This is a genomic window from Pseudomonas sp., assembly GCF_030696055.1.
Lineage (GTDB): Bacteria > Pseudomonadota > Gammaproteobacteria > Pseudomonadales > Pseudomonadaceae > Aquipseudomonas.
Map to the genome: position 1 here is coordinate 14,883 of NZ_JAUYNP010000219.1, position 13,976 is coordinate 28,858.

General features: G+C 62.9%; 11 protein-coding genes and 1 pseudogene. 5 read left to right on the plus strand and 7 right to left on the minus strand.

The window, feature by feature from the left end:
• Positions 1-229: 229 nt before the first annotated feature.
• Positions 230-1,048: a hypothetical protein gene (locus Q8Q83_RS12710; RefSeq protein WP_305624247.1), complete on the plus strand. Its 819-nt coding sequence runs from the start codon at positions 230-232 to the stop codon at positions 1,046-1,048.
• 148 nt (positions 1,049-1,196) lie between these two features.
• Here Q8Q83_RS12710 and Q8Q83_RS12715 read toward each other — a convergent pair whose 3' ends face one another.
• The gene (locus tag Q8Q83_RS12715) at positions 1,197-1,634 is read right to left on the minus strand and encodes a hypothetical protein (protein ID WP_305624249.1); all 438 of its coding nucleotides are present in this window, start codon (positions 1,632-1,634) and stop codon (positions 1,197-1,199) included.
• An 85-nt stretch (positions 1,635-1,719) separates the two neighbouring features.
• On the opposite strand from Q8Q83_RS12715, the gene Q8Q83_RS12720 reads away from it, so the two are divergent.
• Positions 1,720-2,160: a universal stress protein gene (locus Q8Q83_RS12720; RefSeq protein WP_305624251.1), complete on the plus strand. Its 441-nt coding sequence runs from the start codon at positions 1,720-1,722 to the stop codon at positions 2,158-2,160.
• Between the two features lie 46 nt (positions 2,161-2,206).
• Here the strand turns inward: Q8Q83_RS12720 and Q8Q83_RS12725 are convergent, their stop codons facing one another.
• Both Q8Q83_RS12725 and Q8Q83_RS12730 read right to left on the minus strand, forming a co-directional pair.
• Complete coding sequence (locus tag Q8Q83_RS12725; RefSeq protein WP_305624253.1) at positions 2,207-2,893, minus strand: hypothetical protein; 687 nt, start codon at positions 2,891-2,893, stop codon at positions 2,207-2,209.
• A gap of 64 nt (positions 2,894-2,957) precedes the next feature.
• Positions 2,958-4,874: an ATP-binding cassette domain-containing protein gene (locus Q8Q83_RS12730; protein WP_305624255.1), complete on the minus strand. Its 1,917-nt coding sequence runs from the start codon at positions 4,872-4,874 to the stop codon at positions 2,958-2,960.
• Between the two features lie 348 nt (positions 4,875-5,222).
• Between Q8Q83_RS12730 and Q8Q83_RS12735 the strand changes: the two genes are divergently transcribed.
• Positions 5,223-7,148 (plus strand): transglycosylase SLT domain-containing protein, encoded by a 1,926-nt coding sequence (locus Q8Q83_RS12735; RefSeq protein WP_305624257.1) that lies wholly within the window; start codon positions 5,223-5,225, stop codon positions 7,146-7,148.
• Positions 7,149-7,232: 84 nt separating this feature from the next.
• Here the strand turns inward: Q8Q83_RS12735 and Q8Q83_RS12740 are convergent, their stop codons facing one another.
• Complete coding sequence (locus tag Q8Q83_RS12740) at positions 7,233-8,039, minus strand: MOSC domain-containing protein (RefSeq protein WP_305624258.1); 807 nt, start codon at positions 8,037-8,039, stop codon at positions 7,233-7,235.
• On the opposite strand from Q8Q83_RS12740, the gene Q8Q83_RS12745 reads away from it, so the two are divergent.
• Positions 8,038-8,523: a DUF1499 domain-containing protein gene (locus tag Q8Q83_RS12745; RefSeq protein ID WP_305624260.1), complete on the plus strand. Its 486-nt coding sequence runs from the start codon at positions 8,038-8,040 to the stop codon at positions 8,521-8,523. The two genes, Q8Q83_RS12740 and Q8Q83_RS12745, sit on opposite strands and share 2 nt — an antisense overlap.
• A gap of 25 nt (positions 8,524-8,548) precedes the next feature.
• On the opposite strand, the gene Q8Q83_RS12750 is transcribed toward Q8Q83_RS12745, so the two are convergent.
• Positions 8,549-9,484, minus strand: coding sequence for a chemotaxis protein CheV (locus tag Q8Q83_RS12750; RefSeq protein WP_305624262.1), 936 nt, complete (start codon positions 9,482-9,484; stop codon positions 8,549-8,551).
• 417 nt (positions 9,485-9,901) lie between these two features.
• Between Q8Q83_RS12750 and Q8Q83_RS12755 the strand changes: the two genes are divergently transcribed.
• A complete protein-coding gene (locus Q8Q83_RS12755; RefSeq protein WP_305624264.1) occupies positions 9,902-10,600 on the plus strand; it encodes a pirin family protein in 699 nt (232 codons plus the stop codon).
• A gap of 36 nt (positions 10,601-10,636) precedes the next feature.
• On the opposite strand, the pseudogene Q8Q83_RS12760 reads toward Q8Q83_RS12755, so the two are convergent.
• Together Q8Q83_RS12760 and Q8Q83_RS12765 are read right to left on the minus strand one after the other, a co-directional pair.
• Positions 10,637-12,196: pseudogene (locus Q8Q83_RS12760) on the minus strand (FGGY-family carbohydrate kinase).
• Between the two features lie 101 nt (positions 12,197-12,297).
• A complete protein-coding gene (locus tag Q8Q83_RS12765) occupies positions 12,298-13,881 on the minus strand; it encodes a glycerol-3-phosphate dehydrogenase/oxidase (protein WP_305624266.1) in 1,584 nt (527 codons plus the stop codon).
• Positions 13,882-13,976: the final 95 nt, after the last annotated feature.

Below are 13,976 nucleotides of genomic sequence, written 5' to 3' on the forward strand. Positions count from 1 at the left end.
CCGTACAAAAAGTTACGTTGCGCGGCAGGCAAACTGTGAGGCGATCAGGCGAGCATTGGCGGCGATAAACAGCCATTCAGCGCACCTCTGGCGGGTAAGCCTGATCCAGTGCCTACCTAGCAAAATGCTCTGGCTCCGGGTACAGTCGCGCCCATACAGCCGTTTTAGACCGGTTGTAGCCACAACAAAAACAATTAGAGCCCGCCTTAAGGGCACATGGAGTTTCCTTATGTCGAGCCGCCTGCTTGCCAGCGCCTTGAGCACCCTGCTCGCTATCACCCTGCCCCTGTTCAGTGCCGCCAGCCAAGCCGCCGACCCCGCTGCCAGCCTGCTGGAACTGCATCAGCTGCGCCTGGCTGCGCAGAAAAGCCTGGGCGATTTCTATATGTTCAACGGCATGGAGGGCGATCAACGCTACGAGCGGATGATCGATGAGTCGCTCACCCAGGCGAGAACTCATCTGGGCGCACTGACGGAGATGCCAGGAGAGAGCTCCAAGGCCCTGCGCTCGCAACTGGAGCAGCAGTGGCAAGGCTACCAAATCGACCTCAACAAGCTCACCAACGCCCTGAAAACCCAGGGTTTTACCGACCTGCAGCCGGTGGCCGACCTGGCCGGGCGTAACCAGCAGTTGATGAGTTTGAGCCAGGAGCTGTACAACAAGATGCAGCAGGAAAGCGGCTACAGCGTGCCGCCCCTGACCCAACGCAGTCGCGAGCAAAGCCTGCTGATGCAAGCCATTGCGGTTGACTATGCCTCGCGCAGCGCATCGGTGGGGGCGACCTTTATGGGCGGCGGTGAAGCCCGCCCGATCGAGGAACTGGTCAGCGAATTCGCCAGCAAGATGACCGCACTGGAGAAGGAACCCAAGAACAGCCCGCAGCTCAAGCAGTCGTGGAGCGGTGTGAGCACCAAGTGGCGCTATATTGAGAAATCACTGATCAACTACAACGAGAACAGCGTGCCGTTCCTGGTCAACAAATACTCCGACACCATTATTCAGGGCACCGAAGCGATTTCCAGCCAGTACGCCGCGGCCAAACTCTAGGTCGCCCGCCTTCGCTTTACCGGCCTGCCTGGCCGTTTTCCAGCCCAGCCCTCGCGCTGGGCTTTCTTTATATGGCCTGCCATCCATGGCGACCACCCTTCGGGCCGTCGCTACGCGACGTTAAAAATTGCTCCAGGCAATTTTTTGCTCAGGCTTTTTCCTGCAAGAAATCCACCACCCGCTGCAGGGCCTCGGTTTCGCCACGCTCGCCCCAGCACAGAGCCAGCATCTGCGCAGTCGCTTCGACCTTGAAGACATCCGCCGGCAGCTTGCGCAAATGCGCCAACAACGCCTCATCCGCACAGGGCTCACGCCATTTATTCAGCCACTGCCCCGGTTCTGTCTGCCAATAGCACCAACTGTCTTGCTGGCCACGCCGGCGGGCACGGTGATATTGCGGGCAGGTGCCGGGCGGCTGACGCGCCAACCAGTGCGGCCACTCCTGGCGCGACAACTGCATAGCCACCCCCAGGCGCCGCGCTTGCAAGCGCACATCCATCTGCCCACGCTGACGCCGCGACGGCACCAGCCAAGCCAACGGACTGAGCGCAAAGGCCAGCAGAACTAAGAGTATCCAGGGAGTCATATCGTTATCTCACAGGCAAAAGCCTGTCATCAGCGCTCAGGACAGCCATACTTGAACTATCGATCCCCCGCACAAGGAGTCACCCATGCCCTACGAGCACATTCTGGTCGCCGTCGATCTAACCGAAGAATGCGACCCGGTCATGCACCGCGCGCAGAAGCTGGCGGCCAGCAGCGGGGCCAAATTGTCGGTGGTGCATATAGTCGAGCCCATGGCCATGGCCTTCGGTGGCGACGTGCCCATGGACTTGTCGATGCTGCAACAGCAGCAGTTTGATCAGGCCCGAGAGCGGCTGGACAAGTTCGCTGGCAAATACCCGGCACTGACGGCCGACCAACGGCACCTGGCCTACGGCCAACCCCGCCAGGAAATCCACCGCCTGGCCGGGGAGCAGAATTGCGACCTGATCATAGTCGGCAGTCACGGCCGCCATGGCCTGGCCCTGCTGCTCGGCTCCACCGCCAATGACGTGCTGCACGGCGCCCCCTGCGATGTGCTGGCCGTGCGCTTGAAAAAGCCCGAATAACCGCAGCGCTTGGCGAATGCCCTTAGGGCCACTCGCCAAGCGACCCTCAATCGGCGCCGTCACCCGAGCTCATCACCAGCGGGCGAATCTTCTGCAACTGGGTTTCCAGCGAGTAGCTCATGCTCGATGACATCGAGAAGAAGGTCAGGAAGGCCTTGAGGTTGGAGTCGCCTTCACAGGTGTCGTGGATGCGCTGCCAGAACGCCTGATTGACCAGCTGCAGCTGCTGGAACATGCGCACCAGCCCCTTCAGTTCCCAATCGGCATGCCGCCCTTCACGGAAATTGAAATATTGCCGCGTCAGGTACAGCGACACGGTGCGCAGGGTGAACTCCTGATTGCTGGCGAACGGCAGGTGGTTCTGCGCCATGGGCCTGAGCTTGCCCAGCACAGGGCAGGCGCTGGTGGCCATGATCACCCCCAGCAGCGCACGCAGGCCCTCCTCCAGGCTCACCAGTTTGGTGTACTCACGCTCGGGCGTACGCACCCAGACCGAGGCCTTCTTGAAGGCCGGCAAGCCGTGGAAGTCCTCGATCACCTTATGCAGATCGACCGCCGCCGGACAATGGCTGAAATTGTCCTTGCTCAACGGGCAATTGCTGCACTGCTGGTACTCCAGGCGCGTCCAGGCCGGCGCAGCCTGGGCCACAGCGGCCTCGTAACCACGATCCAGTTCGATGCAATAGTTGAACTGGTGATTGTCGTCGAGGGTAATGCGGTACTCGATGGCCATGGATGTCTCCGCCAGACTTCTTAAGGTTCTGTTTGAGGCTATTGCGCAGGTTTCAACGCAGGGCTCAGCCTTCCAGCTCGGCCCAGCGCTCAACCAATTGCTCCAGTTCATGCTGCAAGGCTTGCAAGCGCGCCAGCGCCTCGGCGGTTGTTGCCGCAGGCTGCTGGTAGAACTCGGGGGCCCCTATCTGCGCCTGCAAAACGGCCACCTGGGCTTCCACCACGTCGATCTGGCCGGGAATGGCTTCCAACTCGCGCTGCAATTTGTAACTCAGCTTCTTCTTGCCGCTGGCACTGGCCGCGGCCGGCTCTGGCGTAACCGGCGTTTCGACCACCGCAGAGGCTAGCTCAGGCTTGCCGGCTTTGCTTTCACCGACGCCGAGCAGGCGCGGCGAACCACCCTGGCGCAGCCAATCCTGATAACCACCGACATACTCGCGAACCAGACCCTCGCCCTCGAACACCAATGTGCTGGTCACCACGTTATCGAGGAAGGCCCGATCGTGGCTGACCATCAATACGGTGCCGGGGAAGGTCAGCAGCACTTCTTCCAGCAGCTCGAGGGTTTCCACATCCAGGTCGTTGGTCGGTTCGTCCAGCACCAGCAAGTTGGCCGGCTTGCTGAACAGCTTGGCCAGCAACAGACGCGCCCGCTCGCCGCCCGACAAGGCCTTGACCGGCGTGCGTGCGCGCTGCGGGCTGAACAGGAAGTCGCCCAGGTAGCTCAAGACATGCCGGTTCTGCCCATCGATCTCGATAAAGTCGCGGCCTTCGGCGACGTTGTCGATCACCGTTTTTTCCAGATCGAGCTGATGGCGCAACTGGTCGAAATAGGCCACGTCGATCCGCGTACCCTCGGTCACAGTGCCGCTGGTGGGTTGCAAGCCACCGAGCATCAGCTTCAGCAGAGTGGTCTTGCCGGTGCCATTGGCCCCCAGCAGGCCGATGCGGTCGCCGCGCTGCAGCACCATGGAGAAGTCCTTGATCAGGAACGGGCCGTCCGGGTGGGCGAAGCTGACGTTCTCCAGGACCATGACCTGCTTGCCGGACTTGTCCGCCGTTTCCAACTGGATATTGGCCTTGCCGGTGCGTTCACGGCGTTCGCTGCGCTCGACGCGCAGGGCTTTCAGGGCGCGCACCCGGCCTTCGTTACGGGTGCGGCGGGCCTTGATGCCCTGGCGAATCCACACTTCTTCCTGAGCCAGGCGCTTGTCGAACAGGGCGTTGGCGGTTTCTTCGGCCGCCAGGGTGGCTTCTTTGTGCACCAGAAAGCTGGCGTAGTCGCCGTTCCAGTCGATCAAGCCGCCGCGATCCAGTTCGAGAATGCGCGTGGCCAGGTTTTGCAGGAAGGAGCGGTCGTGGGTGATAAACAGCACCGCGCCCTGGAAGCCGCTCAAGGCCTCTTCCAGCCAGGCGATGGCGCCGATATCCAGGTGGTTGGTCGGTTCGTCGAGCAGCAGCAGGTCCGGCTCACACACCAGCGCCTGAGCCAGCAACACGCGACGACGCCAGCCACCGGACAGCTCGGCCAGGGTCTTGTCGGCCGGCAACTGCAGACGGCTCAGGGTGCTGTCCACCAGTTGCTGCAAGCGCCAGCCATCACGGGCTTCGAGGTCGTGCTGAACGTGCATCAGCTTGTCCAGATCGGCCTCGTTATGGATGTTCTGGCTCAGGTGGTGGTACTCGGCGAGCAGCGCACCAACGCCATCCAGGCCTTCGGCGACTACATCGAACACCGTACGCTCGTCGGCCAGCGGCAGTTCCTGCGGCAATTCGCCGATTTTCAGCCCGGGCGCGCGCCAGACGGAGCCGTCGTCGGGCTTCTGATCGCCCTTGACCAGCTTCATCATGCTCGACTTGCCAGTGCCATTGCGGCCGATGATGCACACCCGCTCACCACGGGCAATTTGCCACGACACCTTGTCCAACAGCGGCATAGCGCCGTAGGCCAGGGAAACATCGGTGAATTTGAGCAGGGTCATGGCACGCCTCAACAAGTACGACAGGTATAAACGGCGCAACGCGGAGAATGGCCGAGTAGATGGGTTTGCATCTACTCAGGCCGTCCCGCTTGGCTGAATCACCAGAAAAATCATTTGCAACGGCCTTTTGCCAGTCGCAAAAACAGGGCGCGCATTCTAACCGAGAAGCGCCCGGGCATCGCGGGCTTTTTTATGGCCCGCCATCCCTGGCGGCCACCCTGCGGGCCGTCGCTGTGCGACGTTAAAAATGGCTCCCGGCCATTTTTTCGCCAGCCGCCATTGCGCCTTCTCCGCACACCGGCAAAAGACTAAGCTAGACGGATCGAGCGTCTCCAACCTGGAAGTGTCATGCGTGGTTTTCTGCTAAGCCTGTTTGCCTGTTGTCTGGTCTCCACCCTCAGTCTTTCTGCGGCCCATGCAGCGACCCTGGCGCAACAGCGGCAGTACTATGATCAGGCCAAAGCCGCCCTGGCCAAAGGCGATAAAGGCCCCTACCAGCGCTATGCCAGCGTCCTGCGCGACTATCCGCTGGAGCCCTACCTGGCCTATGACGAGCTGACCGCTCGGCTGAAATGGGCGAGCAACGACGAAATCGAGAAATTTCTCGCCGAGCACGGCGACCTGCCGCAAATCGGCTGGATGAAACTGCGTTGGCTGCGCTGGCTGGCCGAACGCGGCGAATGGCAGAGCTTTATCAACCATTATGATCCGGCGCTGAACTTCACCGAACTCGATTGCCTGTACGGCCAATACCAGCTGGGCCATGGCATGCGCGCCGAAGGCTTCGCCACCGCGGAAAAGCTCTGGCTGGTGGGTAAATCCCAACCCGAAGCCTGTGACCGCCTGTTCGAGCGCTGGGCCGCCGCGGGCCAGCTCAGCGAACAGAAACGCTGGGAACGCGCCAGACTGGCCGCCGAGGCCCGCAATTACGGCCTGGTCACCCACCTGATCAAGACAATGCCGACCCTGGGCAACCACGGCAAGATGCTCCTGCAGGTGGCGCAGAAACCCGAACTGCTCAAACAGACCGCGCGCTTTGGCCAAACCGACCCAGCCATGGCCGATGTGGTCGGCCTGGGCCTGCGTCGCCTGGCCCGACAAGACCCGGAAACCGCCCTGCGCCTGCTGGATGGCTATGCCACGCGGATGAAGTTTTCCAGCGCGGCGAAAGTCGCCATCGCCCGGGAAATCGGCCTGAGCCTGGCCAAGCGCTTCGACCCGCGCGCCCTGCAGGTCATGGCCAAATATGACCCGGAGCTGCGCGACAACACCGTCAGCGAATGGCGCGCCCGCTTGCTGCTGCGCCTGGGCCGCTGGGATGAAGCCAATCAACTGACCCGGCAGATGCCTGAAGAACTGGGCAAGACCAATCGCTGGCGTTACTGGCAGGCACGCAGCCTGCAACTGGCGCAACCCAACAGCCAGGAACCCAAGGCGCTGTACCAGGCACTGGCCAAGGAACGGGATTTCTACGGTTTTATGGCCGCCGACCAGGTGCAGGCACCCTACCAGCTGAATAACAAGCCCCTGGCCTTGAGCCCGAAAACCGTGCAGAAGGTGCGCAATTCGGCTGCCATTCGCCGCGCCCTGGAGTTCCACGCCCGCGGCCAGATCGCCGACGGCCGGCGCGAGTGGTACAACGTCAGCCGCCTGTTCAGCCGTGATGAAATGGTCGCCCAGGCGCGCCTGGCCTATGACATGGGCTGGTACTTCCCGGCCATTCGCACCATCAGTCAGGCGCAGTACTGGGACGACCTGGACGTGCGCTTCCCCATGGCCCACCGCGACGTGCTGGTGCGCGAGGCGAGGAATCGCGACATTCATTCCAGCTGGGTATTCGCCATCACCCGCCAGGAAAGTGCCTTTATGACCGACGCCAAGTCCGGGGTCGGCGCCATGGGCCTGATGCAGCTGATGCCCGCCACCGCCAAGGAAACCGCCAGACGCTTCGGCATTCCCCTGTCGTCGCCGAAGTTGGCCTACCGGCCGGAGATCAATATTCAGCTGGGCGCCGCCTACCTGAGCCAGATCTACGGCCAGTTCAACGGCAACCGGGTACTGGCTTCCGCCGCCTACAACGCCGGCCCAGGGCGCGTGCGCCAGTGGCTGCGCGGCGCCGATCACCTGTCTTATGACGTGTGGATCGAGAACATCCCCTTCGACGAGACCCGCCAATACGTGCAGAACGTGCTGTCCTACTCGGTGATCTACGGCGAGAAGCTCAATGCGCCGCAGCCACTGGTGGCCTGGCACGAGCGCTATTTCGATCAATAAGCTTTAGCTGCAAGTTGCTCAGTGTGGGTTGCTCAGGCAGCCCATCGAGTTTTTACTTGCAGCTTATGGCTTGAGGCTTGCCGCTTACTCCAACACCTCAACCGGCATATCCAGCGTCAACCGCCCCTCGCCGCAAGCGATCAGGTTCTGCCCGAAATACACCTCGCCCTCTCGTTCGCGATAGCTCTTGAGCGTATTCAAGGGTTCGCGATCGGCGCTGCGCTCGCCCGTCTGCGGGTCGAGGGTGGTCATGATGCAGCGCGAACAGCCCTTGACCACGCGAAACTCCAGCTCGCCGATGCGAATGCGCTTCCAGCCGTCTTCGGCATAAGGTTCGCTCCCGGCCACCACCAGGTTCGGGCGGAAGCGCAGCATCTGCAGGGGTCGACCGACCCGCGCCGACAGATCATCCAGCGAAGCCTGGCCGATCAGCAGCAAGGGAAAACCATCGGCGAAGGCCACCTTCTCACCCGGCTCGGCATAGCCGGTATCGACCTGGCGCGCGCGTGACTCCGGCACCTGCACCAGGCGGCAGGCGCGGCCGAGCCACTGGCTCAACCACAGGGCCGCGGCCTCGCCGGCATCCGGCACCTGCAGGCTGTCGCGCCAAATGGTCACGCCGCGCAGCGCGGCCTGCGGCCCCGGCACGGCCACCAGCAAGTCCGGCATGCCCGGCGCACTCAACAGCAGCCGCTCGGCGCCTTGCCAGCGCGCGCGTAACTGGGTCATCTGCGCCAGCAGACGCTGAGTCAGAAAGCGCCCGCTCTCGGCATCAACTACCATCCAGCGACGGTCCCCGAGCACGCCCAAGGCATCCAGCGCGGTCTCCTGCAAGGATTCGCCCGCGGCCGATTTCAGTGGATAACGGTACAACCCGGAGAGATGCAACATGAGCCCGCTTTCCCTTTGGCAAAACGCCCTTATACGAGTAACCCGCCGCGCCCACAAGCCTGCACTGTTGTTGCCCCTGGCGCTGCTACTGAGCGCCTGCAGCGGCAGCCCGCCGGAAAACCTGGGTAGCCATGACGGCCACCTGACGCCCTGCCCCGACTCGCCCAACTGCGTCAACAGCCAGGCCGGCGATGCCGAGCACTTTATCGCCCCCTTGCCGCTCAAGGGCTCGGCGCAACAGACCCAGGCGCTGCTCAAGCAAGTGCTCGCCAGCGAACCACGGGTACGTCTGGTAGAGGAAGCGCCGGGTTATCTGCGCGCGGAGTTCAGCAGCAAGCTGATGCGCTTTGTCGACGATGTGGAGTTTTTGATCGGTGAGTCCGCCGTGGATGTGCGTTCGGCCTCGCGCCTGGGTTATGCCGACTTCGAGGTCAACCGCAAGCGCATCGAGCAGCTGCGTCAGCGTCTTGCCCAGCAGCCCTGAGCAGGCTCAGGGCTAGCAGCGCTGTTCAAGTCGCAGGCTCGTCGAGCATCAGGCGCTCGCGAATCACGTCGACCAGTTTGTCCGGCTGGAACTTGGAGAGGAAGTTGTCGCAGCCGACCTTTTTCACCATGGCTTCGTTGAAGCTGCCGGACAACGAGGTGTGCAGCACTATATAGAGGTCCATCAGGCGCGGGTCCTGACGGATTTCGGTGGTCAGGCGGTAGCCGTCCATTTCCGGCATTTCCGCATCGGTGAAGACCATCAGCAGCTTGTCGGTCATCACCTCGCCGCTATCCGCCCATTTTTTCAGCATGTTCAGGGCCTTCAGGCCGTCGGTCGCCACGTGCATCTTCAAGCCCAGCTGCGACAGGGTATCGCGCAGCTGCGCCAAGGCCACGCTGGAGTCATCGACCAGCAGCACTTCACGTCCGCGCGCCTTCTCCAGCACCGGGTCGGATAGACGATCGCCGGTGATCTTCGCGCTGTAGGGCACTATCTCGGCCAACACCTTTTCCACGTCGATGATTTCCACCAACTGCTCTTCGACCTTGGTGATAGCCGTCAGGTAATGCTGGCGGCCGGCGCCGCCGGGGGGCGGCAGGATGGATTCCCAGTTGAGGTTGAGGATGCGGTCGACCCCGCCGACCAGAAAGGCCTGCACCGAACGGTTGTACTCGGTGACTATGATGGTGCTGCGCTCATCCGGCACTATCGGGCGCATGCCGATAGCCTGCGACAGGTCGATCACCGGCAAGGTCTGGCCACGCAGATTGACCACCCCGCAGACGAAGCGGTGCCGTTGCGGCATCAGGGTCAACTTGGGCATCTGCAGGACTTCCTGCACCTTGAACACGTTGATCGCAAACAGCTGCCGCCCGGCCAGGCGGAACATCAGGATTTCCAGGCGATTCTCGCCCACCAACTGGGTGCGTTGATTCACTGAGTCGAGAATGCCGGCCATCATGCGCTCCTGTTCACTTATCGATTTAGCCTAGCCCAAATAGCCATCACTCGGGGTATCGGCCGGCGGGGCTAGTACTGAAGGCTCTATGGCCGTACGCCATCATGCGCGAAGCCTGGCGCAGAGGCCAGCCAGGGATGCTGAACCTGGGCATCTGTAGATTTATGCATACCCGGCTTGCTCGTGCATCCCCCTGCCTGAGTGATTTTTTATGCGCGCAGCAGATGCACCCTTAATGGCTCGGCATAGCTCTGCTGGCGAGGTAGCAATCGACACAACAGGCCCACGTTAAATCCAATAAATAGATAGGTTGAGTGAAAAAATCAGCATTTTTAATCGATCTACATTGATAGATCATTCACTCACACCGACAGCTAAAGGCAATCAGCCCAGGCCGTCATTGATGAGGATATGCAGATGATCGAAGTTCGCCCCTTTGCCCAGCTCGGCGCAGCCAACCATGGTTGGCTGCAGGCCCGCCACCATTTTTCCTTTGCCGAATACCATGACCCGCAGCGGATGAACTGGGGCCCGCTGCGGGTGTGGAACGACGACGAGATAGCGCCCAATAGCGGCTTCCCTACCCATCCACACCGCGATATGGAAATCATCACCTATGTGCGCCAGGGCGCCATCACCCACAAGGACAGCCTGGGCAACCAGGGCCGCACCGAGGCCGGTGATGTACAGGTGATGAGCGCGGGCACCGGCATCGCCCACAGCGAATACAACCTGGAAGACAGCCCCAGCAAGATCTTCCAGATCTGGATTCAGCCCAACCAGAGCGGCCTGCCACCCGCCTGGGGTACCAGGCCCTTTCCCAAGGCAGAGCGCGCCGGCGCCTTTGTCACCCTGGCCAGCGGCTATGCCGAAGACCAGGACGCCCTCCCGATCCGCACTAATGCACGGATGGCCGCCGCCACCCTGCAAGCCGGGCAGAGCACCGAGTACCCGCTAGGGGCCGCACGCAAAGCCTATCTGGTGGCGGCCAGCGGCAGCTTCGAGGTCAACGGCGTGGCCACCCAGGCGCGAGATGGCGTGGCGGTGCGCAATGAAGAGGTGATCCGCCTGACGGCCCTCGAAGACAGCGAAATTATCCTGGTGGATATGGCCTGATGTGCAGCCGATGGGTATCGCTTTGCTCAACCCATCTTACGCCGGGTAACCGGTGATCTTGCGGATGCTCTGGTACAGCGGCTTGAGCTGCTTGTACATGCGTTGGTAGACCTGGCTATAGAGCTGCTGATAGGTGCGCTGCGCCTCGGGATTGGGCGCAAATACCTGGCCGACCCGGGTCATGGCCTTGATCGCAGTGGGGAAATCCGCATACAGGCCCAGGCCCACCGCACAGTTGATCGCCGCACCTAACCCGCTGGTTTCATACAGGTGCGGACGCTCGGCCGGCAGGCCGAAGATATCGGCGGTCAGCTGCATCGCCGCATCGCTCTGGGAGCCGCCGCCGGAGACACGCAGGCGGGTGATCTTGGTGCCCGAGCGCTTCTCGATCTTCTCCTTGCCCTGGCGCAGGGCATAGGCCAGGCCTTCGAGTATGGCGCGGTAGATATGCGCGCGGGTGTGCACGTCGCCGAAGCCGATGATCGAGCCCTTGGCCTCCAGCCCCGGCTCGCGGATACCCGGCGACCAGTAGGGCTGCAGCATCAGGCCCATGGAACCGGCCGGCACGCTGTTGACCAGTTCATCGAACAGCGCCTCGGGCTCGACGCCCAGCTCCTTGGCGCGCTGCATCTCGCGCAGGCCGAATTCCTGCTTAAACCAGCTGACCATCCAGAATCAGCGGTAGAACATCACATCTGTGATGAAATGATCGGGAATCGCCGAGGGGTAAGGCGGAATCAGCGGGATGGTTTCCAGGTAGGTGCTGCGGGTGGTGTTGATGGTGGCCGTGGTGCCGTAGGACAGGCACGCGGTGCTCGCCTCCACGCCACCGGCGCCGAGCACCTCGCAGGCCTTGTCGGCACCGGCGGCGATCAGCGGCAGGCCTTCGGGAATACCGGTGTGGCGGCTGGCGGCCGCCGTGATATGGCCAAGCAGCTCGCCCGGCTTACGCAACTCCGGCAACTGCTCGCGGCGCACCGGCATGGCCTGCCACTTCCAGTCGCTGGCCTTGGCCCACTGCAGGCGTTTGTAGTCGAACGGCAGATAGGCCACGCAACAGGCCACCGAATCGACGAACTGAGCGCACAGACGCTGGGTGAGAAAGCCCGAGAGCAGCAGCACCTTGTGGGTATTGGCCCAGATATCCGGCTGGTTCTGCGCGATCCAGTTGACCTCGGCCTGGGCGCGAAAGTAATCCACCGTGGCCTGCAAGCCAGCCAGCTTGAACAGCCAACCCCAGGGCCCCTTGATCCGCCCCTCGACCTTGGCCTGGCGCTGATCGAGCCAGAGCATGGCCGGGCGCAGCGGCTTGCCCTGCTGATCGACATTGATCAGGGTGCCACGCTGGGTGGTCAGGGAAATGCCCTTGATCTGGCTGCGGTCGATATCCACCTGCTGCCAGAGTTGCTGGCAGGCCTGGCCCAGGCTGGCCCAGTAATACTCGGGGTCCTGCTCGGCCCAGCCGGGTTGCTTGGAGTAATAGGCCTCGAGCTCCACCTTGCCCTTGCCCAGCAGATTGCCCTGAAGATCGAACAGCAGCGCCCGAATGCTCTGGGTGCCGTTGTCGATGGCCAGCAGGTAGCTTTTTTCGCTCAAGACGCAATCCTTCTTGTTATTCCAGATGGGTATCGCTGCGCTCAACCCATCCTACGGTCGAACGCGGGCTTTGTAGGATGGGTGGAGCAAGGCGATACCCATCATTCCTCTGCCGGCAGGCTGTAGCAGCGTTGCCAGAGTTGCAGGTAATCGCGCTCTTCCTCGGTCCAGCGCGCATCGCTCCAGCCCAGGCGCGCCTGGCACAGAGCACGGATGCGCGGCAGCTCGGCGGCGGCACCGTTCGCCAGCAACAGGCCCAGGCGGGTACGGCGCAGCAGCAGGTCATCCAGGTGCAGTACCAACTCCTGCTCGGCGGCCCAGGCCAGTTCGGCCCATAGCGTGTCGGTCCCGGCCACGCTTTCACTGCCAAGCTGTTCGAGCAGCGCCAGCAACTGTGGCAGCGCCCGACCATAGCGGCCGATCAGGCGCTTCTGCTGAGCGGGGCTTAGATTGGGCATCGGCTGCCTGGGCACCGACGCAAAGGTCGCCGCGCCCTGATCCTGCACGGTGCGGCCGACCATGGGCGCGCAGGCCTGCATCACTTCCAGGGCCAGCAAACGGAAGGTGGTCAGCTTGCCGCCGGCCAGGGTGACGCAACCGGGCTCGACCCACAGCGCATGCTCGCGCTTCTCATCCGAGGGCTTGCGCCCTGGAGCGCCATCGCTGACCACAGGTCGCACCCCGGCCCAGCTCGACAGCACGTCGGCCGCCTTGACTCCGGCCGCCGGAAACTGCTGGGCGCAGGCGGCCAGCAGGTACTCCGCTTCAGCAGGGCTGATACGTGCCTCTTCGCCCAGGGGTGCCGAGTGATCAAGGTCGGTGGTGCCGATCACGGTGGCGCCTTCCCAGGGGAAGACAAACACCGGACGGCCGTCCTGTTCGTGCATAAAGCTAAAGGCATGGGCCACCGGCAGGCGCCAGGCCGGCAACAGCAGATGGCTGCCGCGCAGGGGGCGGATATGTTCCAAGCCCGTCTTCTTGCGCAACTGATCAGCCCAGGCACCCGTGGCCTGGGCCACGGCGCGGGTATTAAAGCCATAGCGCAGGCCCGTTTCACTGTCTTCGGCCAACAGGCCAGTGACCCGCCCGTCTTCACGCAGCAACTCGACCACGCGCATGCCGTTCAGCGCCTCGCCGCCCTCGGCCCGCGCCTCACCCAGCACCCGCTGCACCAGGCGCGCATCGTCGGTCACCGCATCGAAAAAGCGCGTGCCGCCCAGCAGGCCGTCTTCCTTCAAGCCCGGGGCCAGGTAGCGCAGTTGCTGCAACGGGTAATACAGATGGTTGCGCTTGCCGGCCAGGGCGTCGTACACAGCCAGCAGGCCGCCGAATACCCTGGGGCCGGGAAAACCGCCCCGGTAATGGGCCATGATAAAACTCAGGGGGTCGACCAGCCCCGGCGCCTCCTGCAGCAGGCGCTGGCGCTCGCGCACCGAGTCCCGGGTCAGTTTGAGCTGGCCCTTGGCGATATAGCGCAGGCCGCCGTGGACCATCTTCGAGGAACGGCTGGAGGTGCCCCAGGCGAAATCTCGCTGCTCCAGCAGCAGGCATTTCCAGCCACGCCGCGCCGCCTCGCGCAGAATCCCGGCGCCGCTGATACCGCCACCCACTACTATCAGGTCCCAGTCGCGCGCGGCCAACTCCGGCAGCGCCTGCTCGCGCCAGGCGGCGTTCCAGTTGCTCATCATCAATCCTGCAGCAACACGCCAGGGGCCAGGCGTTGCTCCGGGTCGAAGTGCCCGGCCAGGGCCTTGAGCGTGGCCATGCCCAGCTCGCCCTT

Bases quoted from the DNA above. Each gene is read 5' to 3' on its own strand.
- Q8Q83_RS12710 (WP_305624247.1), top strand. From the start codon at position 230: ATGTCGAGCCGCCTGCTTGCCAGCGCCTTGAGCACCCTGCTCGCTATC.
- Q8Q83_RS12735 (WP_305624257.1), top strand. From the start codon at position 5,223: ATGCGTGGTTTTCTGCTAAGCCTGTTTGCCTGTTGTCTGGTCTCCACC.
- Q8Q83_RS12745 (WP_305624260.1), top strand. From the start codon at position 8,038: ATGAGCCCGCTTTCCCTTTGGCAAAACGCCCTTATACGAGTAACCCGC.
- Q8Q83_RS12730 (WP_305624255.1), bottom strand. From the start codon at position 4,874: ATGACCCTGCTCAAATTCACCGATGTTTCCCTGGCCTACGGCGCTATG.
- Q8Q83_RS12765 (WP_305624266.1), bottom strand. From the start codon at position 13,881: ATGAGCAACTGGAACGCCGCCTGGCGCGAGCAGGCGCTGCCGGAGTTG.
- Q8Q83_RS12720 (WP_305624251.1), top strand. From the start codon at position 1,720: ATGCCCTACGAGCACATTCTGGTCGCCGTCGATCTAACCGAAGAATGC.
- Q8Q83_RS12755 (WP_305624264.1), top strand. From the start codon at position 9,902: ATGATCGAAGTTCGCCCCTTTGCCCAGCTCGGCGCAGCCAACCATGGT.
- Q8Q83_RS12750 (WP_305624262.1), bottom strand. From the start codon at position 9,484: ATGGCCGGCATTCTCGACTCAGTGAATCAACGCACCCAGTTGGTGGGC.
- Q8Q83_RS12715 (WP_305624249.1), bottom strand. From the start codon at position 1,634: ATGACTCCCTGGATACTCTTAGTTCTGCTGGCCTTTGCGCTCAGTCCG.
- Q8Q83_RS12725 (WP_305624253.1), bottom strand. From the start codon at position 2,893: ATGGCCATCGAGTACCGCATTACCCTCGACGACAATCACCAGTTCAAC.
- Q8Q83_RS12740 (WP_305624258.1), bottom strand. From the start codon at position 8,039: ATGTTGCATCTCTCCGGGTTGTACCGTTATCCACTGAAATCGGCCGCG.